Below are 25,187 nucleotides of genomic sequence, written 5' to 3'. Positions count from 1 at the left end.
TAATGTCGCAAATGGGGAAAATGAAAACACGGAATCTTGTTCTTGGCTTGGTGGCGCTGGTGATGGCTGGTTCGCTGACCGCCTGCGATGACGGCCGCGCGGGTGCCGAGGGTGCAGCGAAGCAGTTGGCCTCCTCGCTTGCCGCGCTCGACGTCGGTTCGCTCACCGTGGAGGGCAAGGACAGCTCCGCGGCCAACGATCAACTCAAAGCGGTGTTTGAGGGACTCGGCGCCAAGCCATCGGTTCAGTCAGGTGACGTGAAGCTCGACGGCGAGACCGCCACCTTCCCTTTGAACTACAGCTGGAACATTGGCTCGGCCAAATGGGAGTACAGCTCCGAAGCTACGTTGAAAAAGTCCGGCGACAAGTGGGCTGTTCAATGGAAACCCCAGCTCCTCGCGCCCGAACTTTCGGATGACGAGACCCTCTCCGTTAAGACGGTTCCTGCCCAGCGCGGACAGATCCTCGGCGCAGGGGATGCCCCCATTGTGGAAGACCGCCCTGTTTTCCGCGTTGGTATCGACAAGACCAAGCTTGCCGCTGATCAGGCGGATGCGTCCGCCCGGGCAATGGCTGCTTTGCTCGGCCTTGATGTTGAAGAGTACGCCAAGCAGGTGGCAGCCTCGGGTCCGCAAGCTTTCGTGGAAGGCATCGTCCTCCGTGCCTACACCCCCGAAATTACCGAAGCAAAGATCACTGCCATTCCGGGTGGCGCGAGCATCCTGGATTCCATGGCTCTGGCACCGACACGCACCTTCGCCAGGGCGCTGTTGGGAAGCGTGGGCCAGGCCAGTGCAGAGCAGATCGAAAAGTCCAATGGTGCCCTGAGGGCCGGGGACACCACAGGAACCGGCGGCCTTCAACAGAAATACGATTCTCTGCTCCGCGGAAAGGACGGCGTGGAGGTAGTCGCCAAGCAGGAAGCGAAGTCGGAAGGCGAGACCCCGGCAACCAAAGTGTTCTTCTCGTCCCTTCCCGTGCCTGGAACAACCCTCAAGACCACGCTTGACCTGAAGCTGCAGCAACTGGCTGAAGAAACGCTTGCCGGAGTAGGGCCAGCGTCCGCCATTGTGGCGCTGAAGCCTTCTACTGGAGCTGTTCTGGCGGCGGCATCCGGTCCGGGCAGCAACGGCTACAACACGGCGATGCTTGGCCAATATGCGCCGGGCTCCACGTTCAAGATCGTCGATTCCCTGGCGCTCTTCCGCGACGGCGCCACGCCTGATTCCAAGGTGGAATGTACCCCGACCCTGACGGTTGACGGCAGGACCTTCAAGAACTCCGAGGGCTACCCGGAAAGCTCCTTGGGCTCTGTTACGCTGCGGGACGCTTTTGCGCACTCCTGCAATACCGCTTTCATCAATGCCCGTGACACCGTCAGCCAGGACCAACTCGAGTCTGCCGCGATGGCATTGGGCGTGGCCGTGGAAGCGCCCAAGCTGGGAGCCGACGCCTTCCTCGGTTCCGTCCCCGGAGCGGCAGAGGGAACCGAGCACGCGGCATCCATGATCGGCCAGGGGAAGGTGCTCTTCTCCCCGCTGTCTGCGGCGATCATGGCAGCCTCTGTTGGCAACGGCGCTCCGGTGTCGCCTCAACTCGTGCTGAACCCTGAGGCCCAGAACTCCAGCGCCACAGCCACGCCCACGGAAAGCGGCAGCGCGCCGCCGTCGTCCGCTTCCGCCAGCACGGCGCCCGCATCACCACCCTCAACCAAGCCGATCACCAAGGAAGAAGCCGCGGCACTGTCGGACATGATGCGGGCAGTGGTGACCTCCGGGCACGCAGGATTCCTCGCCCAGGTACCGGGAGCGCCCGTTGGCGCAAAAACGGGAACTGCCGAGTTCGGCAATGACGACCCGCCCAAAACGCACGCCTGGATTGTTGCCGTCCATGGAGACCTGGCAGTTGCAGTATTCGTGGAAGACGGCGGGCTGGGTGCGACCACCAGCGGGCCGTTGTTGAAGTCGTTCCTCACCGCCGCCGGCTAAATCGGGAGAAGCTATGCAAAGCAGCACGCAGTGCGTTGTGGTTGGTGGAGGACCGGCCGGGATTGTGCTGGGCTTGCTGCTTGCCAGGGCCGGAGTCGAAGTCACTGTGCTGGAGAAGCACGCCGATTTCCTGCGGGACTTCCGTGGCGATACCGTACATGCTTCCACCATTCGCCTCCTGGACGAGTTGGGGCTGGGCGAAGGTTTCCGGCAGCTGCCGCAGAGCAAGCTCGGCAATTTCCAACTGCCAGCCGGGACCGGGGATTCAGTGATCCTCGCTGATTTCGGGCTCCTCAAGGAGCCGTACAACTACGTGGCCATGGTGCCCCAGTGGGACTTGCTGAACTTTCTGGTGGAGGCAGCCAAGCAGGAACCCACCTTCACACTTCGGATGAACACTGAGGCGACAGAGCTGCTCCGCGATGGGTCCGGCGCCGTGACGGGCGTGGCCTACAGAACCCGGGATCCCCTGACGGGCGAAACCGTGCGGACGGGCGAAGTGAACGCTTCATTGACGGTGGCATGTGACGGTCGTAGTTCCGTACTTCGTTCACGGGCAGGTTTGATCCCACGCGAATTTCCGGTGCCGTTCGATACCTGGTGGTTCCGGCTTCCGAGGAATGCAGACGAGAGGAAAGCCGTGGCGTCGATTGCGCCCAGCTTCGGGACCTCGGACGTGTTGCTGAGTTTGACCCGCAAGGACTTTTATCAGATCGCCTACCTTGCGGCGAAAGGACTGGATCCGCAGTTGCGGGCCGAAGGCGTAGAGGCGTTTCGCGCACGCATCGCCAGATTGCGGCCAGATCTTGCCGACCGCGTGGACAACATTGGCTCCATGGATGATCTCCACCTGTTGGACGTGAAGCTCAACCGCATGTCCGAGTGGCACAAGCCAGGCCTCTTGCTGATTGGCGATGCTGCGCACGCGATGTCCCCCGCCGGCGGCGTGGGGATCAACCTGGCGGTGCAGGACGCCGTCGCAGCGGCCCGGATCCTTGCTTCCCCGCTGCTGAGCAAAACGCTCGACGACGATCACCTCGCCGCCGTCCAGAAGCGGCGGTGGGCCCCAACCGTGATTGTGCAGACGTTTCAGCGGGTGCTGCATCGCGTGATCTTCGCACAGGTCATGGCGGGCAAGCAGCCAAAGCCGCCCAAGCTGTTGCTCTTTGTGCTCCGTAATTTTCCCAGCTTCCGGAAGTTGCCTGCACGGATGATTGCCTTCGGCCCACGACCCGAGCATGCACCCCAGTTTGCCCGGCGAAAGCCTGACGCTTAGCCCGCTGGGCACCCAGGCCAAGTTCCGCCGTCGAGCCCTAATACCTGGCCGTGGGAAGATTGGGCGGTGGCCCATATTGACGTTTCCGGCATCGACTACTTCCTCTCCGACGGCACCCAGCTGCTCAACGGCGTGACCTTCAAGGTGCCTGACGGCACCAAGACCGCGCTGATTGGACCCAACGGAACCGGCAAGACGACGCTGTTTAAGATCATTTCCGGCGACCTCACACCCGACGAAGGCGTCGTGGGCAAATCCGGGAACATGGGCATCATGCGGCAGTTCGTGGGGCAAGTCCGGGATGAATCAACTGTCCGGGATCTGCTGGTTTCGACGGCCCAAGCCGGTCTCGCGGCAGCTGCCAAGGCTGTAGAAGACGCAGAGCTCGCCATGATGGAGCACGACGACGAGCCCACCCAGATGAAGTACGCCCAGGCGATCGTGGATTGGGGAGACGCCGGCGGGTACGACGTCGAGACCGTCTGGGACGAAGTGTGCATGGCGGCTTTGGGAATTTCCTTCGACAAAGCACAGTTCCGACGTGCCTCCACGCTGTCCGGTGGGGAGCAGAAGCGCCTCGTGTTGGAAGCCCTCTTCGCTGGTCCGGACGAACTCCTGCTCCTGGACGAACCGGACAACTACCTTGACGTCCCCGGTAAGCGCTGGCTCGAATCCAAGCTCAACGAATCCAAGAAGACCGTGCTGTTCATCAGCCACGACCGCGAGCTGCTCAACAACGCCGCCGGCCGAATCGTGACGCTGGAACCCGGCATCAACGGTGCCGGAGCCTGGATCCACGGCGGCGGTTTCGGTTCCTATGTAGAGGCACGCGCCGACAGGAACGCCCGATTCGAGGAACTCCGCAAGCGTTGGGACGAGGAGCACGTGAAGCTCAAGGAACTCGTCAACATGTACAAGAACAAGGCCGCGTTCCGGTCTGACATGGCAAACAGGTACCAGGCAGCACAGACCCGTCTTGCCAAGTTCCTGGAGGCTGGACCACCCGAGGCCCTGCCAATTGAGCAGAACGTCAAGATGCGCCTCAAGGGTGGGCGAACAGCCAAACGCGCCGTCGTGGCGGAGAAGCTTGAACTGACTGGGCTCATGAAGCCGTTCTCCACGGAAATCTGGTTCGGCGACCGTGTGGGCGTACTCGGTTCCAACGGTTCCGGTAAGAGCCACTTCCTGCGCTTGCTTGCCACCGGTGGCACCGACCCCGAGCGGGAGCACTTGCCGGTGTCGGACGTTGTCATTGCTGAAGTGCCGCATGAAGGAACTGTGAAGTTGGGCGCCCGTATCCGCCCGGGATTCTTCGCACAGACGCACGTTCGCCCCGATCTGCTGGGCCGGACGTTGTTGGAGATCCTGCACCGCGGCGATGAACACCGCTCGGGCCTGCCCCGCGAAGCTGCGGCAGGTGCTCTGGACTCCTACGGATTGGCCGGTCAATCGGAGCAAAAGTACGAGTCACTGTCCGGTGGCCAGCAGGCCCGGTTCCAGATCCTGCTGCTGCAGCTGTCTGGAGCCACCCTCTTGCTCCTTGACGAGCCCACCGACAACTTGGACCTGCACTCCGGCGAGGCGCTGGAGCGGGCAATCGATGCCTTCGAGGGAACGGTCCTGGCTGTCACCCACGACCGCTGGTTCGCCAAGTCCTTTGACCGCTTCCTGATCTTCGGCTCCGATGGCAAGGTCTACGAGTCCGAGGAACCCGTCTGGGATGAGAAACGCGTGGAGCGCGCCCGGTAGTCCCCACGTTCTCTCACCTCGTTGCCCTTTTGGCCGGATGCTCTCTCACTTTCCTGACGCAAGGGAGAGAACATCCGGGTTTGAGGGGTGGGATGTGGAAGAGCATCGGCATTTAAGTGTCCGGATGTGAGAGAGCATCGGTGAGCAAATGATCACACTGCGTGATTAAATGAGCGCGAGCCTGATACCGTTGAATCATGGGAACTGCTGACCGCCACCGGCTCATTGGCGAGCTGCTGCGCAAACGCGAAGAAGTATCCGTGGACGAGCTGGTAGCCGCCACCGGAGCCTCGGGCGCCACAGTCCGCCGTGATCTCGAGATTCTTGCTGCCAATGGAGTACTGAAGCGGATCCACGGCGGCGCCCGCAGTCTGGTAGCGCGAGGTGACAACCCCGGCTATGGGCAGCGAGAACTGGAAGATCACGAGGCAAAGCTCAAGATCGCGGCGGCTGTTGACGCACTGTTGAAGGACCGCGAGCATGTGTGGTTGGACAGCGGATCCACCGCCACGGAGATTGCGCGGCGACTGGGCCAGCGTGAACTCACAGTGATGCCGATGTCATTGCACGGCGTCGAGGCGCTGACTCACGCCAAGGAAGGCCGCCGGCCGCAGCTCATACTCCCGGGAGGAAGCCTCATTCCAGGCGAACAGTCTTTCCGCGGGCCCATGACCGAAGCGAATATCCGCTCGTTGCGGTTCGATACCGCTGTGGTGACGCCCTGCGCCCTCAATCTCAAGGATGGACTGCTGGCCCATGACCTGGACGACGCCGCAGTGAAGCGCGCTGGCCTGGAATCGGCGTCGCGGGTGATCGTTGCCTCCTCCGGCAGTAAGTGGAATGCCAGCGCGGTAGCTCTGGTTGCTGCGATGGACACTGTGGACATCATCGTCACGGACCTCAAGCCATCCTCCGAAGATCTTGCCCGGCTCGACAAACTCTCTGTGGAAGTTGTGATTGCATGACCACCAGCACAAAAAGCACCGCCAATGTCAACGCCGCGGCGGTGGCGACGTTCCTGATCTTCGCCATGAACGGCTTGGTGTTTGCCAGCTGGGCGGCACGCATCCCCGCTGTCACTGAGGCTCTCAGCCTGACCTCCGGTCAAATGGGCACCCTGCTGCTTTGCACCGCCGTCGGGTCCTTGATGGCATTGCCATCCGCAGGTTGGGTGGTGGGCCGAATCGGTACCGCCGGAACGGTACGTCTTGCGGGCATCGTGGCGGGGGCGGCAGGTGCGGCGATCGCCTTCTCCCTCATGGCTGCATCGGTTCCGGCCACAGCGATGGCCCTCTTCTTCTTTGGCATCGGCATCGGCCTCTGGGACGTGGCCCAGAACATCGAAGGGGCCGACGTCGAACACCGGCTCAAGCGGACCATCATGCCCCAGTTTCACGCAGCGTTCAGCGGCGGGGCTTTTGTAGGCGCTTTGATCGGGGCGGGGCTCTCCCAACTTGGTGTTGGCCTCCCTGAGCATCTGCTCGTGATCGCTGGACTTGCTGTCCTCCTCGCGCTGACCGTGCCGCGCTACTTCCTGCCGCACGAAGCGTCAGTGGCTGAAACTCTCGACGACGGCGCGCCGGCTCCCAAGGGACCCACGGCTTGGCGGGACGGCCGGACCCTGCTCATCGGTGTGGTGGTTTTGGGTGCGACCCTCACGGAGGGCGCCGGCAATGACTGGATTGCCAAGGCAGCAGTCGATGGACTCGGTACCTCCGAAGCGACCGGCGCCCTGCTCTTCGCGCTCTTCGTTGCTGCCATGACGGGGATGCGCTTCCTAGGCGGCAAGGTCATCGACAGGTTCGGCCGCGTCGCTGTCCTGCGGGCCAGCATGGCAGCGGCCGCGCTGGGCCTGGCGTTGTTCGTCTTTGCCGGCAACGTGGTGCTGGCCGGCTTTGGTGCTGCTCTCTGGGGCGTTGGTGCGGCGTTGGCCTTCCCCATGGGCATGTCCGCTGCGGCCGACGATCCCAAGCATGCAGCGGCACGGGTCTCTGTGGTCTCAACGATTGGCTATGTCGCGTTCCTGGCTGGCCCGCCGCTTCTGGGTTACCTTGGCGATCAAACGGGAATTCACATGGCACTCCTGGCGATCGGAGTACCTATTCTTGTTGCCCTGCTTCTTGCTGGCGTTGCGAGGCCCCTGCGCGCCAAATAGTTGCCCGGCCAGCGGTTTCATTCTCCTGGACGCATATCTTTGAGAACGGCCACCACAACAGCAGAACCACGCCGGCGGCAAGGCAAGCGCCACCCAAGACATCACTTAACCAGTGAGCCGACAGGTAGGTTCTGCTGATCATCATCGCGAGTATGCCAAGAACGGCCACCACCTTCGCCCACTGCCGGCCAATCAGCAACGCCAACACGACGAGAAACGCGGTTGTGGCAGAAACATGCCCCGAAGGGTATGAACCGGTATCCGAGAGGACCGTTGCGCCTTGCGGCCTTTCGCGGCCGACAACGGCTTTGGTCAGTTGCGTGAGCCCCAGGGCAGAAAGTCCCGCCAGTGCAGTGAAGATAGCAGCCTTGGGACGCCGCCAGATGAGCAGTGCGAGCACCAAAACAAGGTGCAACACCAGCATCCCTACATAGCCAACCGCGTTGAGCACTACGTTTACTCCGTCCCAGAACGGGGCGTGCAGGGTGAAGGTATAGGCCTGCCATGTTGTATCGATTCTGTTAAGGGCGGGTTCTCCCTGACCGGCCACAAGCATGGCTCCCGGGACCGCGAATGCGCAGAGCAAGAACAAGGCTGGGGCGACGATCTGCCAGCCGGGCCTTCGACGCGGACGCAGGACTCGGAGCATGCACCTCATCGTAGTCAGGGAAAGTTTGGATGGAGCGTCTGAACGTCACGGGAATGCCGCAGGCTCGTGCGGCCAAGCTCGCGCTACTGTGGTGGCATGCGAGGTTTCCTGGGCAAAGGGCCCAAGCACGTGGCAAGGTTCGATCATTTCCTTGTCAGGGCGGTTTCGCGCCAGCCTCACGGTGAACATGATGATCTCTTCCGGCGGCTCTCCGCAGCGGCCACCAAGGGGAAGCTCTGGTTCGGTATCGCGGGAATCATGGCGAGTGTTCCAGGAAAGCCGCGCAGGGCAGCCCTGCACGGACTCCTTGCTTTGGGCGTTGCCTCCGGCGTCACCAACGTCATCTTCAAGACGGCACTCCCCAGGACGCGACCCCTGCCTGAGCATTTGCCGGTCTTCAGATTCGTGCATCCACAGCCCGTTAGTTCGTCAATGCCGTCTGGCCACTCGGCTTCTGCCGTGGCTTTTACTGTGGGAGCGGGGATGGTCTCTCCCGTCCTGGGTGCCGTACTCGCGCCCCTAGCGGCAGGCGTGGCTTACTCCCGTGTGCACACAGGCGCCCACTGGCCGTCAGACGTGGTGTTTGGTTCTGCTCTTGGAGCGGGTGCTGCACTGCTGACGCGTAAATGGTGGCCGGCCAAGCCCGCCGAGCCCAAACCCCGCCGAACGCCGGCAGATGCTCCAGCGATTGTCGACGGCGAGGGGCTGAGTATCGCCGTCAACGTCCTCGGCGGTTCGTACTCTCAGGAAACCGGCGAACTCTTGAAGGATGTATTCCCTAAGGCGCATATTCATGAAATCGCTGAGGGCGAGGATGTAGCCGCGGAAGTTGAAGCGGCAGCTACCCGGCCGGGCACCATAGCGCTTGGCGTGTGGGGTGGTGACGGGACGGTGGGCACTGCGGCGGCTGCCGCCGTCGAGCATTCCCTGCCTCTGCTGGTATTGCCCGGGGGCACCCTTAACCACTTTGCGCGTGATCTTGGGACCAGTTCGATTGACGACGCAATCGAGGCAGTCACGCAAGGTCAGGCCGCGTTGGTGGATTTCGGGCATGTTGCCGTACATCGCGGTTTGCCTGACAACCCTGAGGCCAGTGAGATCGCCATGCTGAATACGGCCAGTGTGGGTGTTTATCCGAACCTCGTACGCCGTAGGGAGAGACTGCAGCCTGCCATGGGCAAGCCCCTGGCCAGTCTGGTGGCATCGCTGCGAACGTTCGGCGTGAACTCGCCCACGACGCTCACCGTTAACGGCGTGAGGCACAAGCTATGGATCCTGTACCTGGGCCGAGGACGGTACTACCCCAGCGACCATGCCCCACTTCGACGCCCCGTGCTGGACGACGGCGTCTTCGACGTCCGCATGATCACGGCGGATGAACCATTTGCCCGTGCCCGACTGCTGTGGGCCGTGGTCACGGGTACCGTTGCCGCTTCCAAAGTCACGCATCTGACCGAGGCAACCACCGTGACCATTGAGGCGATCGGAGAACCGTTGGTCCTTGCCGTGGACGGTGAGCCTAAGCCAGGGGTGCGCAGTGCCGTCTTCACTGTCAAGAGGCGCGAGCTCCGTGTGTACTGCCCACTGCCGGTGGACCCAGGATCCTAGATCCTGGGGTCATCCGGGAGGACTACCCTGACTGGACCCTGAATCATCCCTGAGACAGGCGATTTCCGCACCCTCTGTGACTAGCGTGGTTAGTACAGTCAACAACTCATCTGCACGCACACGTGCTCCGAGGAGGGAACGCTTCCATGATCGAAGCAAAAGGCCTGACGAAGGTCTACGGCGAGAAAACCGCCGTCGGCGGTGTCAGTTTCACTGTCCAAGCCGGACGGGTGACGGGCTTCCTGGGCCCGAACGGTGCCGGCAAGTCCACCACTATGCGCATGATCATGGGGCTGGATACTCCCACTGCGGGTTCGGTGACCGTGAACGGTGAGCCGTTCGCCAAGCATGTTGCGCCGCTGCGTGAAATCGGTGCGCTCCTGGATGCCAAGGCAGTCCACACGAGCCGCACGGCGTACAACCACCTGCTCGCCATGGCCGCGACCCACAGCATCCCCAAGAGCCGGGTGCGGGAGGTCATCGAGATGACCGGGTTGGGAGAAGTCGCCAAGAAGAAGGTGAAGGGTTTCTCGCTCGGTATGGGCCAGCGCCTCGGCATTGCGGCAGCGCTCCTGGGCGATCCACAGACCATCATCCTGGACGAACCCGTCAACGGCCTGGATCCGGAAGGCGTGGTCTGGGTTCGGAACCTGGTGAAGTACCTCGCTTCCGAGGGCCGCACCGTATTCCTGTCCAGCCACCTCATGAGTGAGATGGCGTTGACGGCAGACCATCTGATCGTGATTGGCCGCGGCAAGATCATTGCGGACGCACCCATCGCAGAGATCATCACCGGCAAGGGCCAGGCCCGCACCCGCGTCCGCACGGACCAGCCGGAGCGGCTCATGCAACTGCTCGCCGGCACGGGTGTCTCCGTGGAGGTCCACGAGCGTGAGCTGCTGGAAGTTTCGGGCCTGGATCCGCGCGGAATCGCCAGGACTGCCCTGGACAACCAGGTCATGGTCTACGAGTTGACCCCGCTCCAGGCAAGCCTTGAAGAGGCGTACATGGAGTTGACCAAAGACGAGGTGGAATACCACTCGCACATCACCGCCGGGGCCGCTGTTCCCGTTCAGGCCGGAGGGAAATAGACATGAGCACCACCACTTTGGACCGCAAGTCCATGCGTAATTCCGTCGGTCCCGGACCGGCGTTCCATCGCGTACTGAACTCGGAGTTCATCAAGTTCCGCACACTGTTGTCCACGCTGATTCTCCTTGCTTCCACAGCCTTGGTGATGGTCGGCTTCGCAGCACTTTCGGCCTGGGGAACGGGGCAGTTCGCTGAGCAAGCTGCGAGGGATCCTGAAGCGGCCGCAGCCATTGCCGCGCAGGGCGGGGACATCGCCGTTAGCATCCCCACCTCCGGCATCGCCTTCGCCCAGCTAATCCTCGGTTCGTTGGGCGTCCTGCTCATGAGCTCCGAGTTCACCACGGGAATGGCGCGCTCCACCTTCGCCGCGGTCCCCAAGAGGCTCTCGCCATTCCTGGCCAAGCTGATAGTCGTGATGGTCAGTGCCTTCCTGTTGACGGCGGTGTCCACCTTCATAGCTGGCCTCGTGTCACTCCCGATCGTGGATAACTACGATCTGAAGCTGGATCTCAGTAGCTCGCAATCGGTCAAGCTTTTGCTGGTCAACAGCATTTACGTGGCAGCCGTGGCAGCGATTGGTATGGCACTTGGAACCATCGTCCGCAACTCGGCAGGAGGCATCATGAGCCTCGTGGGCCTGTTCTTTGTGGCTCCGATTGCCTTCCAGCTCATTCCCGGCGATTTCCTCGTGGAGGCCCGCAAGTACCTTCCGGGTAACACGATCAACCCGATGACCGCCGTCGAGCATGTTCCGGACACCCTGGAAGTCTGGCAGGCCGCCCTGGTTCTCGGCGCCTGGGTTGTAGTGCCGGTTGCCTTGGCGATGGTCCTGCTGAAGAAGCGGGACGTCTAGGCCGTCTAGGCTCAATCCATGACTGAAGCTCCACAAGTGAAGGACGCGCCGGCTGTGACAGCCGACGCGTCCTTCGCTGAAATTGCCCAGCGCCGCAGGGGCCGTATTCGTCGGTACTTTTTCCAGCGTCCCCGCGCGATGGATGCAGTGGTTGTCCTTTGCTACGTCCTGTTGGCCTTGCCCACTATCATCGCCTCGATCATTGAGGGAAAGTGGCTCGTCGTCGGGCTCTTGCTGCTGATCGCGACTGTCCTGATATTCCGGCGGCGCTACCCGCTTCAGGTGGTTGCCGCCGTCGCGGTTCTGGAAGTCCTGGCCACCGTGCTGAACCCGTGGGGCTCAAACGTTTCCGCGGGCCTGTGGTTCGCCCTCTACGCTGTAGCCACGAACCGGAAGCGAGCAACTTCACTGGTGGTGTTTGGCGCTGCCAGCCTGCCGCTGAGCCTGCTGTACCTTTTCATGTGGACAAGTCCCAGCAGTATGAACACCCTGCAGGACGTCCCCGAGAACTTCCACCTCATCAACAACATCGCCACTGCTGTAACCATCATGTTGTCCAACCTGCTGGCCACGGGCATTGGTATCTCGGTCCGCCAGAGGCGGGAGCATGAGGCCGAGATTGCTGCCTGGGCGGCGCGGACAACGCAGTTGGGCAAGGTCACCGAGCGCAACAGGATTGCCCGCGAAATGCACGACGTCGTGGCTCACTCCCTGACGGTAATGATCAGTTTGTCGGACGGTGCTGCAGTTGTGGTCAAGAAGGACCCCGACCGCGCCGGGGATGTCCTGGGTGAACTGTCCCGAACGGGTAGGGCGGCGCTTGCGGACATGCGCCGGGTGCTTGGAGTCCTGCGCGACGATTCCGGCCGCCCGGCGCCGCTGACACCGCTTGAGTCCGGGCTTAACCTGGCCAAGCTGCTGGATGGATTCCGCACGGCTGGCCTGCCGCTGCACTACGCGCACACTGGGCCCGCGCTTCCGGCCGATCCTGCGTTCGAGCTCACCGTTTACCGGATTGTGCAGGAATCGTTGACCAACGTTCTTCGCTATGGGCGCTCTCTTAGCCGCGTGGACGTGCAGGTAGCCCGCGAGGGCGACCTGGTCAGTATAGACGTGCTCGACGACGGCCGCGGAACCCGCGAGGGTGGCGAGTCAATGGACAGCCTGGGAACACGGCAAGGCATCGCCGGGATGCGTGAACGGGCGGGAATCTATGCTGGAATCGTTAGTGCCGGTCCGAGCAAAAGGGGAGGCTGGGCGGTCCACGCCGAGCTGCACTGGAACGGCGAAAAGGGGGAATAGTGGTAGAGAACGGCGTCATCAAGATCCTGCTGGTGGATGACCAGCCACTGCTGCGAATGGGCTTTCGACTCATCCTTGAAGGTGAAGATAACTTCCATGTAGTGGGCGAGGCATCGGACGGGAACGAGGCAGTCCGGCAGGTTGAGGAGCTGCAGCCGGATGTGGTGCTTATGGACGTCCGGATGCCCACCATGGATGGCATAGAAGCCACGCGCCGCATTTCGGACTCCGGTTCCGAAGCGCGGGTCATCATCCTCACCACGTTTGACCTGGACGAATACGCCTTCTCGGGGCTGCAAGCGGGCGCCTCTGCCTTCCTGCTCAAGGATGTTGCCCCGGTTGAACTCGTGCACGCTGTGCGACTAGTGGCCAGTGGCGACGCCGTTGTCGCCCCCCGCGTGACGCAGAGGCTGTTGGAAACATATGTACGCGGCGGCAGCGTGCCCGGCCAATCGCCCAACCCACATCGCGATCCGTTATTGGACGATCTCACTCCGCGCGAAACCGAGATCCTCACGACCATCGCCGAGGGGCTGTCCAACGCGGAGATCGCCCACAAGTTCTTCCTGTCCGAGGCCACTGTCAAGACCCATGTCCGCCGCATCCTCAGCAAGCTGCAATTGAGGGATCGTGTGCAAGTGGTGGTGTACGCGTACGAGACGGGACTTGTTGTACCGAGCAACCCGGACTACTAATCCCGGCTAACCACGCAGCGCGTAACGTGCAACATATGCATTAACAAATGTTTTTAATGACCATATGCGTCGAAATTGTGTTACCTTCGTCACTACAGACGCCCTTCTTGGCACCCTCAGTCCGGATGTCCTCAGGCGTACCGTTCGCATCTGTCATTAACCGGAGACACCACATGGAACCTTCAGCACCCCTGCAATTGGACCAACTACCTGATGCTCCCGCTTCTCCCGCCTCGTCCACCGCTGCCGAAACCGGCCTCCGCCGAACGATGGGTCCGCGCCACCTCATCATGATCGCGATGGGCGGCGTCATCGGATCGGGCCTCTTCCTCAGTTCCGGATACACGATTTCCCAAGCGGGTCCCCTTGGCGCTGTCATTGCCTACTTGGTGGGGGCCTTCGTGGTCTACCTTGTGATGGCTTGCCTCGGCGAACTGGCCATTGCCTACCCGGTTTCAGGCGCCTTCCACATTTACGCTGCACGATCCATTGGTCCCGCCACGGGCTTCGCCACAGCCTGGCTCTATTGGCTTTGCTGGGCGGTTGCGATCGGGTCCGAATTCACGGCGTCGGGCCTGCTCATGCAGCGGTGGTTCCCCGGCGTGGACGTGTGGGTCTGGTGCGTGGTGTTCGCAGCAATCCTCTTCGGACTCAATGCCATTTCCTCCAGGTTCTTCGGAGAGTCCGAGTTCTGGTTCTCCATAGTTAAAGTGGGGGCGATCATCGCGTTGATCGTGCTTGGCGGAGCCGCACTCCTCGGGTTCCAGCCGCTCTCGGAATCCGGAAACCAGCCGTTCCTTTTTGAAAACTTCAACACCTCAGGGGGCCTCTTCCCCAACGGTTTCTCGGGGGTTCTTGTTACTGCCCTGGCAGTCTTCTACGCCTTCTCCGGCTCTGAACTCATCGGCGTCGCTGCTGGAGAAACTACCGATCCCGCGCGAAACATTCCCAAAGCCATGCGCAGCACTGTAATTCGTCTCCTGATCTTCTTCGTCGGTGCCATTGCCGTCATCGCCGCCACTGTTCCTTTCGATCAGGTGGGCTTGGATGAGAGCCCGTTCGTTACGGTGTTCTCCTCGGTGGGCATCCCCTATGCGGCGGACATCATGAACTTCGTCATCATCACGGCACTGTTGTCTGCCGGAAACAGCGGACTGTTCTCCTGTGCCCGCATGCTGTACTCGCTGTCCGACGAGGGGCACGCGCCAAAGGCACTGAAGCGACTGACGAAGCGCGGGATTCCCCTTGTTGCCCTTTCTGTCAGCATGCTTGGCGGGCTGGCATCGCTGATCAGCAGCGTGGTTGCCCCCGAAACGGTATACCTTGCCCTTGTTTCCGTGGCGGGATTCGCGGTGGTAGGGGTATGGATGTCAATCACAGCATCCCACTTCTTCCATCGCCGGGCATTTATCCGAAACGGCGGGCAGGTGGCCGATCTTGCCTACAAGGCCCCGTTCTTCCCGTTGGTTCCCATCCTGGCATTCACGCTTTGCCTGGTCTCACTGATAGGCATTGCCTTCGATCCAAACCAGGTTGCTGCCCTTTACTTCGGTATTCCGTTCGTGGCCGCCTGCTACATCTACTTCCACTTCAGGCATGGACGCGCGGCGGCTAAGCAGATCGCCTGATCAATCCAGCACAGAGCTTCACGGCCGGACTTCAGAGAGAGTCCGGCCGTGAAGCCGTTTGTCGTCCTGACCAAGGGCCCCTGATTCTTGCCCCTGACGCGGGCGTGTGAGAATGGCGTGAGCGCTTGGCGGAAGGAGCGGGATTTCTTGGAGGTGTCACCGGAGGCGTCGTCGTTGGCGCAGGGGCTTCGTCTCGTTCGGTTGGTTACTGACCGCGAAAAGCAGGGCCGTCAGCTCCTTGGCGTATCCCAGCTCGCGGCTGAGCTGGACATGGAGCAGAGCCGGGTCTCGCGACTGGCCCAGGAACTGTGCAACTTGGGGCTGCTGGAGCGGCTGGAGCGCGGACCTTTCCGTGCGGGACCCCGGTTCTTCAGCCTGGCCGCCTCCCTTAATGTTGGCTGGGTGCGTGATTCCCGGGCAGAACTGGAAGAGTTGGTCTCGTCCCTGGGGCTTAGGTCCCGGCTGTCAGTGCGCGATGGTGTCAAGGTTCTGCTGCTGCGTTCCTCCACCAACAACTCGGTGCTGGGCGGATTCGCGAAGCCGGGAATGGTCACGCCTGTGTGGTGTACGGGTTCCGGGCGGGCATTGCTATGGGACCACTCCCGGAACGAACTTGAAGCCCTGCTCAAGGATGTCAACTTCATTGGAGTTGGCGGGCCTGCTGCAGCGCATTCCGAAGCGGAAGTCGACGCCCTCATGGAGCGCGACAGGCCCCGGGGATTTGTTTTGGCGGCCGAGGAGTTCGAACACGGCGTGTGGGAACTGGGCGTACCTGTTCGGGATTCTTCAGGCGCCATCATTGCTGCGCTCAGTGTCCTGGGTACGCTTTCCGATCTTGAGAGGGCCGCGCCGGAACTGGCCCCGCTGCTGCATTCGGCAGCGCACCGGCTCGGTTCCGCATCCGGGACTCCCGGTTCCGCATCCGGGACTCCCGGTTCCGCAACGGGGAACTGAGGTCAGGGCGGCTATTGAAGTCGTCCACCCACCATGGACTCCAGCCATTCCTGCCAGGAGTGGAGCGCGACGGCGTACGTTTCGCGGTGAGGTTCAATGCGGGACTTCGGGCCAACTATCTGCAGGGCCGCAGCAACCTCCCCTTTGAAGTCGCGTATAGGCGCAGCCAGTGAGTAGAGTCCGGGCTCAGCTTCTTCGTCCACGATCGAGTAACCGCGTTCGCGAGCATCATTGAGCCGCGCCAGGAAGTCCTCCACGGAAGAAGGCGTATTGGGTCCATGCTTCACGAATTCAACAGACTCGAAGATCTTGCGAACTTCATCGTCCGGGGCGTCCCACAGAAGTGCTTGGCCCGCGTCACTGCAATATGCAGGATAGGGACGTCCAAGCCACGATCCCACGAGGTTGGCGCTGGCAGGCACTTGTTCACCGATGGTGACCGTGCTGTTGCCGCTGAGCACGCCAAGAAAGCATGCCTCGTTGGTTTCAGAAGCGAGACCCTCAAGCGCAGTTAGCCCGTCCGTCTTCAGCCGTTGTTCAGCGACCAGTTGGGCGTCCGTCAGGATAGTCCAGCCCAAGCTGTATTTCCTCTGATCCCTGCGGGCCAGGAAACCCTCCTGCAAGGCGCCCTTGAGGCTCCGCGATACTTGGCTGCGGTCCTTGTCCAGGTCGGCCGCGACGTCGGCGACCGTACCGCCGTCGTGTCCTTGCGCGTGACGGGCACCGATCGCAAGGATGGCCATCATGCCGCGGCCCATGCTTGAGGTCTTTGACATGGATTGATTCTAGCTAGTGGATGGCGAAAACCCTGGCCGGAAAGCCACTGCCTTCCAAGGGTTTGGCCCAGGTAGCAACCAGGACGGCGCCTGCCTCGGGTACGTTATCCAGGTTGGCGAGGAGTTCAATCTGCCACTTGTCGCGGGCCAGGACATAAGTTTCCAGGCTGAAGTCCTGTTGGGAAGTGGCAACGCCGGGATCAGTGTCCGTTTGTTCGTGGCCCACCGCAGCCACAGCCCGCTTCTCGATCAGGTATTCCAGAACCTCCCGTGACCAGCCGGGAGTGTGGCTGATACCGGCTTGGTCCTTGTTCGCCATGGCCTGGGCATCGGGCCATCGCCGGCTCCAACCAGTGCGGAGCGCCACAAACGAACCTGGCAAAATGTGCCCGTTCCTCGCCTCCCACCCCTGAACGTCGGCGAGCGTGGGGGTGGCATCGTCATCGTCGCGAACACGGTCGCTGATATCCAGGACAACCAAGGGCAACAGCATTTGTTCCACTGGTATCTCGTCAAGCGTTCGGCCGCCCCGGACAAAGTGCGACGGCGGATCCACGTGGGTGCCCCACTGGCCAACGATCGAGTACCGGTGGGCGGTAAAGCCGTCCCCCTTTTCCATGTCAAAGAGGGCTTCGCGGGACTCATCCGGAAAGGCAGCAAAATGGGGCTGGCCCGGATGGAACGCGTGCGTCAGATCGGTGTACGTCCTGCCTTGGAGCAGGGGCGCGAGCTGCTGCCATAACTGGGAATTCATCAGGCTACCCTGCTTTCAATGGCGGGAGCATGGACGCTGCTGGAGACACTCAGTGGCCCGGAGACTTCAATGACGGGAACTTCCCACGGGTGGATATCCACGATCCGCTGGACGAGCTCATGAACGGCCTGGTCTGAGAGCGAGTCATCGAAGTAGGTGGTGAACACGAATGTCGGCGAGATGGTCCTCTGCCCCACGCTTCCCAACGTGGGATTGGCACCTTCCGCGACGGTAAACCCCTCGAACCCTGCTGAGGACTCGAAGACGTGGTGGTAATTGCCGAAGCCACCCAGCTCCGGCGTTGCAGTGAGCGCTTGCAGCAGCGAGGCGATGCCTGGGTCAGACTCCAGGGCCCCCAGATCGCCACTAGCAAGTTGGGTCATCGTGTCCAGCGGGATGGGCCAGTGGATGCGCAGCTTCCGCACGGCTTTAAGTTCAATGTTCATGGGGCAATGCCTTCCGTGGATGTGCTTACTGGGAGCAATCGTGGCACAACGTGACGAGCATTACAAGCATATAGAAATGTTTATATTGCACACACATGCTGGAGGCCCTGCGCGCGCAACTTTCATAGGCGCGCCACAGATTCTGCATGTACAAGGCACAGCCCCTGTGGGTTTGATGGACCTATGACCTCCCCGCAGCCCCATCCAGACCACGATCGCGGCCTTGAATTCGATCTCTCCACTCTCCTTAGCCGCCGGCGCACATTGGGCGTCCTGTTCGGCGCCGGGACGGCAGCAGCCCTGGCTGCTTGTACGCCGGGTTCCGGAGGTGGCACCGCATCGCCGTCGTCGTCTTCCAGCGCTGCTGCCGCTACCGGAACAGAAAGCACGACGGCGGCCGGAACGCCTTCCGCCACCAGTACCGTGACGCGTGCACTCGCTGAATGCGGAGTAGAGATCCCCGAGGAAACACTCGGCCCCTACCCCGGCGATGGTTCCAACGGGCCCAATGTGCTCGAAGCATCGGGAGTGGTCCGCAAGGACATCACTTCAAGCTTCGGAAGCTCCAGCACGAAGGCCACCGGTGTCCCGCTGACCTTCACGCTAACGCTGCTGGACAACGCCAACGGGTGTTCGCCGCTGGCGGGCGCAGCGGTCTATGCATGGCACTGTGACCAGAACGGAAAGTATTCCCTGTACGACTCGGGGCTGAAGAACGAGAACTACCTCCGGGGCGTCCAGGAAGCCGACAGCAACGGCCAGGTCACTTTCACCACCATCTATCCCGGCGCCTACAGTGGCCGGTGGCCTCATATTCACTTTGAGGTATTTGAATCCATGAGCAACACGTCTGCGGCTGGGCAGGTGTTGGCAGTTTCCCAGATCGCCCTGACCGAGGCGGCCTGCAAGGACGTCTACGCCTCGCAGGGATATGAGTCGAGTGTCCGTAACTTCGCAAAGAGCACCCTGGCGGATGACAACGTCTTTGCTGACGATGGAGGCATATATCAGTTGGCCACCATGTCTGGTTCGGTCCAGGGAGGCTACACAGCCGCGCTGAACGTCACGGTCTGACGCGAGGAGGTCGAAGCGCGCGGCTAGACTCGGGGGCATGCCTTCGAATGCCTCCGCAGCAGTTGACCACGTCCAGGACCTCGGCGCGTATGTTTCGGCTTCGCCGTCCAGCTTCCATGCAGTGCACGAGGCCGGTCGCCGGCTTGATAGCGCTGGCTTCACCTCCTTGGATGAACTGCAGCCGTGGGAAGGTGGCGCGGGCAAGTTCTATGTCATCCGCGATGGCGCCCTGATCGCGTGGGTTATGCCCGAAAATGCCGGTCCAACCACCGGCTTCAATATTCTGGGCGCCCACACGGACTCCCCCTCCTTCAAACTGAAGCCGAAGCCCACTACCGGCAAGTTCGGCTGGCTGCAGGCCGGCGTCGAGGTGTACGGCGGACCTCTCCTTAACTCCTGGCTGGACCGCGAGCTGCAACTGGCCGGTCGCCTGGTGCTACGCGACGGCACGCAGCACTTGACTGCAACGGGCCCGCTCCTGCGCTTCCCGCAACTGGCTATCCACTTGGATCGTGCCGTCAATGACAACGGCCTCCTTCTGTCCAAGCAGCAGCACATGAACCCGATTTTCGGGCTGGGTGACCCGGCCAACGAGGATCTCTTAGGCCTGCTTGCCGGTCGAGTCGAGGGCGCCGACGTTGATCCGGCAGACATCGGTGGTTACGACGTCGTGGTGGCGGACACCCAGGCACCTGCGATTTTCGGCGCCAAGGGTGAGTTCTTCGCCTCCGGCCGCTTGGACAACCTTTCCTCGACGCACGCTGGCTTGGTGGCATTGATCGAACATGCGAAAGCGGCGCCGCAAGACGGCCCCATCGCTGTCCTCGCCGCGTTTGACCATGAAGAGATCGGTTCCAACTCGCGCTCGGGTGCCTGCGGGCCCATCCTTGAGGACATCCTGACCCGAATCTCTGACGGTCTTGGCGCTTCGGTGAGCCAGCGGCGGCAGTCCCTGGCGGCGTCGTTCTGTGTCTCTGCGGATGCCGGCCACGCCGTCCACCCGAACTACGCCGAGAGGCATGATCCCGTAAACCGGCCCGTACTCAACGGGGGGCCGCTGTTGAAGATCAACGCCAACCAGCGCTACGCCACCGACGCGACGGGAGCTGCGCTGTGGGCTCGTATGTGCAACGACGCTAATGTGCCGTATCAGGAATATGTCTCCAACAATGACCTTCCGTGCGGCTCGACCATCGGTCCCCTTACAGCGACGCGGCTGGGGATAAGGACCGTCGACGTCGGCATCCCCCTGCTGTCCATGCATTCGGCACGGGAGTTGTGCGGCGTGGAGGACCCGCTCCGCTTGGCTTCTGTGGCGGAGCTGTTCTTCCGGACCGACGTCTAAGTCCCCGAAGGAGGCTAAGAAAGCCTCAAGGACTCGTTTCAAGGGCGTTTCGAATGTTTCTCCTAGGAAACTTTAGATGCCTATAGTCATACTTTTTGTGCATGCTTCCTTTTTCGAGAACCGCAAAATGTACACTCGCACAGGATTTTGCCCTTCGCGGATGGCTAGTGTGGAAAAGCCATGTGGCCCGTTGCACATCAACTCGGGCCCTCTCCAAAGACACTAAGGACGGCGCCGACCCATGCACGCTGACCAACAGCTTTCAAAGTCCCTGAAGCCACGACACCTCTCCATGATCGCCATCGCCGGCGTGATTGGTGCTGGGCTCTTCGTGGGCTCCGGTGCCGCCATCCAACAGGCCGGTCCAGGCATCCTTGTTGCCTATCTGGCCGCTGGCCTGGTGGTCATCCTCGTCATGAGGATGCTTGGCGAGATGGCTGCGGCCAACCCGGAGACAGGCTCCTTCTCCACCTACGCGGACAAGGCGTTGGGCCGCTGGGCGGGATTCAGCATTGGCTGGCTCTACGCGTGGTTCTGGATCATCGTGCTCGGCATTGAGGCCACCGCCGGCGCTGCCATCATGCACCGCTGGGTGCCAAGCGTCGACCAATGGGTTTGGGCATTGGTTCTCATGGTGCTTCTGACACTTACCAACCTCGGCTCCGTGAAGTCGTACGGCGAGTTCGAATTCTGGTTCGCGTCCATCAAGGTGGCCGCAATCGTCATCTTCCTGCTCGCAGGTATTGCAGCGATCCTTGGCCTGATCCCGGGCGTTTCCGCTCCGGGCGTGGCCAACCTCCTGGATCAGGGTGGCTTCATGCCCAACGGTCCCGGCGCCGTCCTGGCCGGCATCCTCGTAGTGGTCTTCTCGTTCTTCGGTGCCGAGATTGCCACGATCGCTGCGGGCGAGTCCGAAAACCCTGTGGACGCCGTCAAGAAGGCCGTGAAGTCCACCGTATGGCGCATCTTGATCTTCTACATCGGCTCCATTGCCATTGTGGTCACGCTCCTGCCGTGGAACAGCGCTTCAGTTGCCAAAAGCCCGTACGTTGCCGTGATTGAGCTTTACGGAATCCCGGGTGCCGGCACCATTATGGACATCGTGGTCCTCACATCGGTTCTCTCCTGCCTGAACTCGGGCCTGTACACAGCAAGCCGTATGCTCTTTTCGCTCTCGCAGCGTGGCGACGCCCCGAAATCCTGGATGAAGATTTCCAAGCGCGGCGTGCCTGCGGCAGCAGTATTGGCCTCAACCGTGGTCGGCTTCATCACGGTTGGGCTGAATTACGTTGCGCCGGACACCGTGTTCCTGTTCCTCGTCAATACGTCCGGTGCCATCGCCTTGTTTGTGTGGCTGGTCATCGCCAGCTCACAGCTCATCCTTCGCCGTCGAATGGGCGCGGCCGCAAAGGAGCTCGACCTCAAGATGTGGTTCTTCCCGTATCTCACGTGGATAGCAATTGGAAGCATCGTTGCGCTCATCATCGGCATGGTGATCCTTGAATCCACAAGAGAATCGCTCTTCCTCTCGCTGGCTCTGGCTGCGGTTGTCGTCGCCATCGGCGTATTCCGATACCGCAAGCGTGGCACGCCCTCGGCTCCGGTGGGTGACGGGGAAGCCGAGCGTGTGACGTCGGGTTCCGGTCCGGCGTCGTAAGCGTCCTTTTCGTCCGGGGCAGCCGCCGTCAGCGTTCGACGGCGGCTGCCCCGTTTGTGGTTAAGGCACCTCAACGGGGAGGTACTGGATGGGCCCGGGGCATTGTGCGCCGGTGGTGTCCGGAACACCCGGAATCGCAGGGATGTCGAAGACGGCGTCCCGCTGGCGTTTGCCGGACTCCTTGACCACAACACGAACCTTGGCCACCACGCTGGGAGGGGAAGCTGACTGCCCGGCAGGTAGATACTGTGGCTCCTGAGGAACGAGCCAGCGGCCATCCGTCTGCTGCTGGAGGGGCCGCGGTGTGCAGCCGTCTCCGAAACATGCCTGGACGCGGCTTGGCGTCGACGCTATCTTCAGCTCGATCGGCGTGGCGCTCCCAATGGCTGGGCACACGCGCGACTTGTCCACCGCGAACCACACCAGTCCGCCGATCGCGGCCACGAGAATGATCGCCGCAACCCAAATCAGCCGGGGCTTCATGGCAAGTAGCCTACGCCTGGCCACGCCGTCCGGAACTGGGCGTCCCGTCCGGAACTGTTCGGCGGGCGGCGGTGGACTACTGGGCCAAACCAATGACGAGGTTGATGGTGACGGCCAGGATGACGGTGCCGAACAGGTAGGAGAGCAGACCGTGTTTCAAGGCCTCAAGCCGGATCCTATGGTTGCCCAGGTTGGTATCTGAAACCTGATACGTCATGCCCAGGCTCGTGGCCAGGTAAGCGAAATCCGTGTATTGCGGTGGGCGATCCTGGTTGAAGCTGATGCCACCCACTCCACCACCGGCGTCGGCGTCGGGGCTGTAGTAGAGCTCCGCATAGCGCAGGGTGAAGAGCGTCTGGACCAGCATCCAGGACAGGGCTACGCATGCAAGGGACAGTGCGGCCGAGTAAAAGCGCGTGTCCGATCCTTCGGTGTGCGAGTTGACGATGACCGCGACCGCGGCTGCGATGCTGGCCAGGTTTGCGATGAGGATCAGAAGGTCGGTGGCCCCACGGGACGGGTCCTCGGAGGTCGCGTGTTGCCGCGTTTCGGCGGGATCCATCCGCGCTATCACCAGCCACACCCACGCAACATAGATCAGCGCGGCCGTTGCCCAGCCCACGGCCGGGGCATCAACCCAGCTGCCTGCGAAGCCTGTGACCACGAAGGCTGCGGCGCCCGCTGCCACCATGACCACGAAGCGCAACCGGCTGCGCCTGACTCTCACATTGTTCATGGCCACCTAGTCACCGACGCCGGTACTGCTGCGCTTCTTGTCGGCCTGAAGGATGCCATCCCGTACGCCCGAACGGACCACGAAATAGAGGGCGTAGAGGAAGATCGCTGCGAAAACGACTGTCAGGACCAGGGAGTTCAGTGCATCCATGCCCCCACCCTAGCTCGGGTTCCCCTTTTGATCCGGGACGCAGGAATCTACGGAATGGGCATCCTCGTGTTAGTGTCTTTGTCGCTGTTACGGAGAAAAACGAAACACTGTTTCTTCGAATCACCCTGCGCGGGTGGCGGAATGGCAGACGCGCTAGCTTGAGGTGCTAGTCCTCGAAAGGGGGTGGGGGTTCAAGTCCCCCTCCGCGCACAGGAGACCCCTGGAAGATCGCTGATCTTCCAGGGGTTTTGTCGTTTCAAGCGGGCGCCAGCTTCCTGCAGAGCCGGGGTTATCCACATACGGCAACTGGCAGGTTTCGGTCCACGACCCCACCGAATAGCTTTGAGTGCAGGAGATGCACTAAGATATTGAAGTCTGTGTTGCGCCCTCCTTCCGAGTCTTCGGCGGGGGAGCGAGCCACAGCATCGCAAATGAACCTCCTGTTACGGAAATACCGTAACCGCTTAGCCCAAAGGAGGTGGGTTCACATATGCGTCCTTACGAATTGATGGTAATCATCGACCCCGAGGTCGAAGAGCGTACCGTAGAGCCGTCGCTTCAGAAGTTCCTCAATGTCATCACCACCGATGGTGGAACCATCGAAAAGGTTGACATCTGGGGCCGTCGCCGTCTGGCATACGACATCAAGAAGAAGTCCGAAGGTATCTATGCAGTGGTGAACTTCACCGCTGAGCCGGCTACCGCCAAGGAACTTGACCGCCAGCTGTCTCTTAACGAGACGATCATGCGCACCAAGATCATCCGCCCCGAAGACCAGAAGGTCGTTGCTGAGTAATCAGCCCCTTCCAGATCTTTACACCGCAGGAACGAACAAGGAGGCAGTAGATGGCAGGCGAAACCACTATTACGGTCATCGGTAATCTCACCAATGACCCGGAGCTGCGGTTCACCCCGTCTGGCTCAGCAGTAGCGAACTTCACCATCGCTTCTACTCCCCGGACCTTTGACCGTCAGTCGAATGAGTGGAAGGACGGGGAAACCCTGTTCCTCCGCGCTTCCGTCTGGCGCGAAGCAGCCGAGAACGTGGCCGAGTCCCTCACCAAGGGCATGCGCGTCATTGTCTCCGGCCGTTTGAAGAGCCGTTCTTACGAAACCAAAGAAGGCGAGAAGCGCACCGTTATCGAGCTCGAGGTCGATGAAATCGGCCCGAGCCTGCGTTACGCAAACGCCAAAGTCAACCGTACCCAGCGCTCCGGTGGCCAGTTCGGCGCCGCAAACGGTGGCCAGGGTGGCTTCGGTGGCGGTAACGCCGGTGGCTTTGGAGGAGGTGCAGCAGCTGGTGCAAGCCAGGGCGGCAACTCCGGTGGAACCTGGGGCGGCAACCAGCCCGCGCAGCAGGATGACCCTTGGGCTACGCCCGGTGTCAGCAATGCAGGCGGCTGGGGCAACGGCCCGGATTCCGAACCTCCCTTCTAAACACCAAGAAAAAGTCCGACGCCGGAACCCGCCGGGACTGCCGCAAGGCATCCGGGCGATTACCGCCGTCGAACACCACCATCCCGTGGATCAATATCCACGGGCTCCATAGAAAAGGAGCTCCACGATGGCTAAGGCTGAACTCCGTAAGCCCAAACCAAAGTCCAACCCCTTGAAGGCCGCTGACATCACTGTCATCGACTACAAGGACGTAGCACTGCTGCGCAAGTTCATCTCCGACCGCGGAAAGATCCGCGCTCGTCGCGTTACTGGCGTTACCGTTCAGGAACAGCGCAAGATCGCCCAGGCAATCAAGAACGCCCGCGAAGTTGCTCTGCTGCCTTACTCCGGCGCTGGCCGCGGCTAAGGGAAGGGATTAA

The 25,187-nt window shown here is 61.6% G+C and carries 25 protein-coding genes and 1 tRNA gene; 19 read left to right on the top strand and 7 right to left on the bottom strand.

Going from position 1 to position 25,187, the window contains the following annotated elements:
• Window positions 1-11 precede the first annotated feature (11 nt).
• The 5 genes from VUN82_24865 to VUN82_24845 all read left to right on the top strand — a co-directional run bounded on the left by VUN82_24865 (window position 12) and on the right by VUN82_24845 (window position 7,168).
• Window positions 12-1,988, top strand: a complete 1,977-nt coding sequence (locus VUN82_24865) for a penicillin-binding transpeptidase domain-containing protein (GenBank protein ID XAS72262.1) — start codon at window positions 12-14, stop codon at window positions 1,986-1,988.
• 13 nt (window positions 1,989-2,001) lie between these two features.
• Window positions 2,002-3,264: an FAD-dependent oxidoreductase gene (locus VUN82_24860; protein ID XAS72261.1), complete on the top strand. Its 1,263-nt coding sequence runs from the start codon at window positions 2,002-2,004 to the stop codon at window positions 3,262-3,264.
• A 66-nt stretch (window positions 3,265-3,330) separates the two neighbouring features.
• Window positions 3,331-5,013 carry an ATP-binding cassette domain-containing protein gene (locus tag VUN82_24855; protein XAS72260.1) on the top strand — a complete coding sequence of 561 codons (1,683 nt, stop codon included), beginning with the start codon at window positions 3,331-3,333 and terminating at the stop codon, window positions 5,011-5,013.
• A gap of 197 nt (window positions 5,014-5,210) precedes the next feature.
• Entirely contained in the window at window positions 5,211-5,978 is a 768-nt protein-coding gene (locus VUN82_24850) for a DeoR/GlpR family DNA-binding transcription regulator (protein XAS72259.1), read from the top strand.
• Window positions 5,975-7,168, top strand: coding sequence for an MFS transporter (locus VUN82_24845; protein XAS72258.1), 1,194 nt, complete (start codon window positions 5,975-5,977; stop codon window positions 7,166-7,168). Before VUN82_24850 ends, VUN82_24845 begins: the two co-directional genes overlap by 4 nt.
• Here the strand turns inward: VUN82_24845 and VUN82_24840 are convergent.
• A complete protein-coding gene (locus VUN82_24840; protein ID XAS72257.1) occupies window positions 7,113-7,817 on the bottom strand; it encodes a phosphatase PAP2 family protein in 705 nt (234 codons plus the stop codon). The two genes, VUN82_24845 and VUN82_24840, sit on opposite strands and share 56 nt — an antisense overlap.
• A gap of 96 nt (window positions 7,818-7,913) precedes the next feature.
• Here VUN82_24840 and VUN82_24835 point away from each other — a divergent pair, with 96 nt between their 5' ends.
• The 7 genes from VUN82_24835 to VUN82_24805 all read left to right on the top strand — a co-directional run bounded on the left by VUN82_24835 (window position 7,914) and on the right by VUN82_24805 (window position 15,949).
• The gene (locus VUN82_24835) at window positions 7,914-9,425 is read left to right on the top strand and encodes a phosphatase PAP2 family protein (protein ID XAS72256.1); all 1,512 of its coding nucleotides are present in this window, start codon (window positions 7,914-7,916) and stop codon (window positions 9,423-9,425) included.
• 146 nt (window positions 9,426-9,571) lie between these two features.
• The gene (locus VUN82_24830; protein XAS72255.1) at window positions 9,572-10,516 is read left to right on the top strand and encodes an ATP-binding cassette domain-containing protein; all 945 of its coding nucleotides are present in this window, start codon (window positions 9,572-9,574) and stop codon (window positions 10,514-10,516) included.
• A 2-nt stretch (window positions 10,517-10,518) separates the two neighbouring features.
• Complete coding sequence (locus tag VUN82_24825) at window positions 10,519-11,370, top strand: ABC transporter permease (GenBank protein XAS72254.1); 852 nt, start codon at window positions 10,519-10,521, stop codon at window positions 11,368-11,370.
• 18 nt (window positions 11,371-11,388) lie between these two features.
• Window positions 11,389-12,672, top strand: coding sequence for a histidine kinase (locus VUN82_24820; protein ID XAS72253.1), 1,284 nt, complete (start codon window positions 11,389-11,391; stop codon window positions 12,670-12,672).
• Complete coding sequence (locus VUN82_24815) at window positions 12,672-13,367, top strand: response regulator transcription factor (GenBank protein XAS72252.1); 696 nt, start codon at window positions 12,672-12,674, stop codon at window positions 13,365-13,367. The genes VUN82_24820 and VUN82_24815 overlap by 1 nt, the downstream gene beginning before the upstream one ends.
• A 173-nt stretch (window positions 13,368-13,540) precedes the next feature.
• A complete protein-coding gene (locus tag VUN82_24810; GenBank protein ID XAS72251.1) occupies window positions 13,541-14,995 on the top strand; it encodes an amino acid permease in 1,455 nt (484 codons plus the stop codon).
• Between the two features lie 147 nt (window positions 14,996-15,142).
• Window positions 15,143-15,949: an IclR family transcriptional regulator C-terminal domain-containing protein gene (locus VUN82_24805; protein ID XAS72250.1), complete on the top strand. Its 807-nt coding sequence runs from the start codon at window positions 15,143-15,145 to the stop codon at window positions 15,947-15,949.
• Between the two features lie 11 nt (window positions 15,950-15,960).
• Here the strand turns inward: VUN82_24805 and VUN82_24800 are convergent, their stop codons facing one another.
• From VUN82_24800 to VUN82_24790, 3 genes are read right to left on the bottom strand one after another with little or no spacing between them, the layout of a single operon-like run.
• Complete coding sequence (locus VUN82_24800; GenBank protein ID XAS72249.1) at window positions 15,961-16,725, bottom strand: IclR family transcriptional regulator; 765 nt, start codon at window positions 16,723-16,725, stop codon at window positions 15,961-15,963.
• Between the two features lie 13 nt (window positions 16,726-16,738).
• Complete coding sequence (locus tag VUN82_24795) at window positions 16,739-17,479, bottom strand: cyclase family protein (GenBank protein ID XAS72248.1); 741 nt, start codon at window positions 17,477-17,479, stop codon at window positions 16,739-16,741.
• The gene (locus tag VUN82_24790; GenBank protein ID XAS72247.1) at window positions 17,479-17,925 is read right to left on the bottom strand and encodes a hypothetical protein; all 447 of its coding nucleotides are present in this window, start codon (window positions 17,923-17,925) and stop codon (window positions 17,479-17,481) included. The genes VUN82_24795 and VUN82_24790 overlap by 1 nt, the downstream gene beginning before the upstream one ends.
• A gap of 183 nt (window positions 17,926-18,108) precedes the next feature.
• On the opposite strand from VUN82_24790, the gene VUN82_24785 reads away from it, so the two are divergent.
• From VUN82_24785 to VUN82_24775, 3 genes are all read left to right on the top strand, one after another.
• Window positions 18,109-18,999, top strand: a complete 891-nt coding sequence (locus tag VUN82_24785; protein XAS72246.1) for an intradiol ring-cleavage dioxygenase — start codon at window positions 18,109-18,111, stop codon at window positions 18,997-18,999.
• Between the two features lie 37 nt (window positions 19,000-19,036).
• Window positions 19,037-20,344: a M18 family aminopeptidase gene (locus VUN82_24780; protein ID XAS72245.1), complete on the top strand. Its 1,308-nt coding sequence runs from the start codon at window positions 19,037-19,039 to the stop codon at window positions 20,342-20,344.
• 241 nt (window positions 20,345-20,585) lie between these two features.
• The gene (locus VUN82_24775; GenBank protein XAS72244.1) at window positions 20,586-22,001 is read left to right on the top strand and encodes an amino acid permease; all 1,416 of its coding nucleotides are present in this window, start codon (window positions 20,586-20,588) and stop codon (window positions 21,999-22,001) included.
• Between the two features lie 60 nt (window positions 22,002-22,061).
• Here the strand turns inward: VUN82_24775 and VUN82_24770 are convergent, their stop codons facing one another.
• The 3 genes from VUN82_24770 to VUN82_24760 form a co-directional block, all read right to left on the bottom strand.
• Window positions 22,062-22,484, bottom strand: coding sequence for a hypothetical protein (locus VUN82_24770; GenBank protein XAS72243.1), 423 nt, complete (start codon window positions 22,482-22,484; stop codon window positions 22,062-22,064).
• A gap of 76 nt (window positions 22,485-22,560) precedes the next feature.
• On the bottom strand, window positions 22,561-23,220 hold the full coding sequence (locus VUN82_24765; GenBank protein XAS72242.1) for a DUF1345 domain-containing protein: 660 nt from the start codon (window positions 23,218-23,220) through the stop codon (window positions 22,561-22,563).
• A gap of 6 nt (window positions 23,221-23,226) precedes the next feature.
• Window positions 23,227-23,370 carry a hypothetical protein gene (locus tag VUN82_24760; protein ID XAS72241.1) on the bottom strand — a complete coding sequence of 48 codons (144 nt, stop codon included), beginning with the start codon at window positions 23,368-23,370 and terminating at the stop codon, window positions 23,227-23,229.
• Between the two features lie 127 nt (window positions 23,371-23,497).
• Here VUN82_24760 and VUN82_24755 point away from each other — a divergent pair.
• The 4 genes from VUN82_24755 to rpsR all read left to right on the top strand — a co-directional run bounded on the left by VUN82_24755 (window position 23,498) and on the right by rpsR (window position 25,174).
• Window positions 23,498-23,580, top strand: a tRNA-Leu gene (locus VUN82_24755).
• Window positions 23,581-23,860: 280 nt separating this feature from the next.
• Window positions 23,861-24,166: a 30S ribosomal protein S6 gene (rpsF, locus tag VUN82_24750; protein ID XAS72240.1), complete on the top strand. Its 306-nt coding sequence runs from the start codon at window positions 23,861-23,863 to the stop codon at window positions 24,164-24,166.
• A 50-nt stretch (window positions 24,167-24,216) separates the two neighbouring features.
• Window positions 24,217-24,807, top strand: a complete 591-nt coding sequence (locus VUN82_24745; GenBank protein ID XAS72239.1) for a single-stranded DNA-binding protein — start codon at window positions 24,217-24,219, stop codon at window positions 24,805-24,807.
• Window positions 24,808-24,934: 127 nt separating this feature from the next.
• The gene (gene rpsR, locus VUN82_24740) at window positions 24,935-25,174 is read left to right on the top strand and encodes a 30S ribosomal protein S18 (GenBank protein XAS72238.1); all 240 of its coding nucleotides are present in this window, start codon (window positions 24,935-24,937) and stop codon (window positions 25,172-25,174) included.
• Window positions 25,175-25,187: the final 13 nt, after the last annotated feature.

This window comes from Micrococcaceae bacterium Sec5.1 (genome assembly GCA_039636795.1).
Lineage (GTDB): Bacteria > Actinomycetota > Actinomycetes > Actinomycetales > Micrococcaceae > Arthrobacter.
Note: the sequence above shows the minus strand (reverse complement) of the source record. Positions and strands in the feature narration are given on the sequence as shown.

Excerpts from the sequence above, each read along its gene's own strand:
- VUN82_24865 (XAS72262.1), top strand. The coding sequence starts at position 12 with ATGGGGAAAATGAAAACACGGAATCTTGTTCTTGGCTTGGTGGCGCTG.
- VUN82_24860 (XAS72261.1), top strand. The coding sequence starts at position 2,002 with ATGCAAAGCAGCACGCAGTGCGTTGTGGTTGGTGGAGGACCGGCCGGG.
- VUN82_24850 (XAS72259.1), top strand. The coding sequence starts at position 5,211 with ATGGGAACTGCTGACCGCCACCGGCTCATTGGCGAGCTGCTGCGCAAA.
- VUN82_24845 (XAS72258.1), top strand. The coding sequence starts at position 5,975 with ATGACCACCAGCACAAAAAGCACCGCCAATGTCAACGCCGCGGCGGTG.
- VUN82_24840 (XAS72257.1), bottom strand. The coding sequence starts at position 7,817 with ATGCTCCGAGTCCTGCGTCCGCGTCGAAGGCCCGGCTGGCAGATCGTC.
- VUN82_24835 (XAS72256.1), top strand. The coding sequence starts at position 7,914 with ATGCGAGGTTTCCTGGGCAAAGGGCCCAAGCACGTGGCAAGGTTCGAT.
- VUN82_24830 (XAS72255.1), top strand. The coding sequence starts at position 9,572 with ATGATCGAAGCAAAAGGCCTGACGAAGGTCTACGGCGAGAAAACCGCC.
- VUN82_24825 (XAS72254.1), top strand. The coding sequence starts at position 10,519 with ATGAGCACCACCACTTTGGACCGCAAGTCCATGCGTAATTCCGTCGGT.
- VUN82_24820 (XAS72253.1), top strand. The coding sequence starts at position 11,389 with ATGACTGAAGCTCCACAAGTGAAGGACGCGCCGGCTGTGACAGCCGAC.
- VUN82_24810 (XAS72251.1), top strand. The coding sequence starts at position 13,541 with ATGGAACCTTCAGCACCCCTGCAATTGGACCAACTACCTGATGCTCCC.
- VUN82_24800 (XAS72249.1), bottom strand. The coding sequence starts at position 16,725 with ATGTCAAAGACCTCAAGCATGGGCCGCGGCATGATGGCCATCCTTGCG.
- VUN82_24795 (XAS72248.1), bottom strand. The coding sequence starts at position 17,479 with ATGAATTCCCAGTTATGGCAGCAGCTCGCGCCCCTGCTCCAAGGCAGG.
- VUN82_24790 (XAS72247.1), bottom strand. The coding sequence starts at position 17,925 with ATGAACATTGAACTTAAAGCCGTGCGGAAGCTGCGCATCCACTGGCCC.
- VUN82_24785 (XAS72246.1), top strand. The coding sequence starts at position 18,109 with ATGACCTCCCCGCAGCCCCATCCAGACCACGATCGCGGCCTTGAATTC.
- VUN82_24780 (XAS72245.1), top strand. The coding sequence starts at position 19,037 with ATGCCTTCGAATGCCTCCGCAGCAGTTGACCACGTCCAGGACCTCGGC.
- VUN82_24775 (XAS72244.1), top strand. The coding sequence starts at position 20,586 with ATGCACGCTGACCAACAGCTTTCAAAGTCCCTGAAGCCACGACACCTC.
- VUN82_24770 (XAS72243.1), bottom strand. The coding sequence starts at position 22,484 with ATGAAGCCCCGGCTGATTTGGGTTGCGGCGATCATTCTCGTGGCCGCG.
- VUN82_24765 (XAS72242.1), bottom strand. The coding sequence starts at position 23,220 with ATGAACAATGTGAGAGTCAGGCGCAGCCGGTTGCGCTTCGTGGTCATG.
- VUN82_24760 (XAS72241.1), bottom strand. The coding sequence starts at position 23,370 with ATGGATGCACTGAACTCCCTGGTCCTGACAGTCGTTTTCGCAGCGATC.
- rpsF (XAS72240.1), top strand. The coding sequence starts at position 23,861 with ATGCGTCCTTACGAATTGATGGTAATCATCGACCCCGAGGTCGAAGAG.
- VUN82_24745 (XAS72239.1), top strand. The coding sequence starts at position 24,217 with ATGGCAGGCGAAACCACTATTACGGTCATCGGTAATCTCACCAATGAC.
- rpsR (XAS72238.1), top strand. The coding sequence starts at position 24,935 with ATGGCTAAGGCTGAACTCCGTAAGCCCAAACCAAAGTCCAACCCCTTG.